At 61.4% G+C, this 210-nt stretch carries 1 protein-coding gene; it reads left to right on the forward strand.

Features of this window, described 5'->3' with window-relative positions; all coding sequences use genetic code 11:
- A partial coding sequence (locus tag BST15_RS21130; RefSeq protein ID WP_133053218.1) for a hypothetical protein occupies positions 1 to 210 on the forward strand: 210 nt, incomplete at both ends.

A 210-nucleotide genomic window follows, 5' to 3' on the forward strand; every position in this document is an offset into this window, starting at 1 on the left:
GTGACCCACCACGTCGGCGGCTACCTGAAGATCGCCCCGGAGCACACCGAGCGCGGTCCGCTGGACAAGATGATGAAGCCGGGGATCGGCACCTACGACCGCTTCAAGCAGATGTTCGAGAAGTTCTCGAAGGAAGCCGGCAAGGAGCAGTACCTGATCCCGTACTTCATCGCCGCCCATCCCGGGACCACCGACGAAGACATGATGAAC

The sequence above is a fragment of the Mycolicibacter arupensis genome (assembly GCF_002086515.1).
Lineage (GTDB): Bacteria > Actinomycetota > Actinomycetes > Mycobacteriales > Mycobacteriaceae > Mycobacterium > Mycobacterium arupense.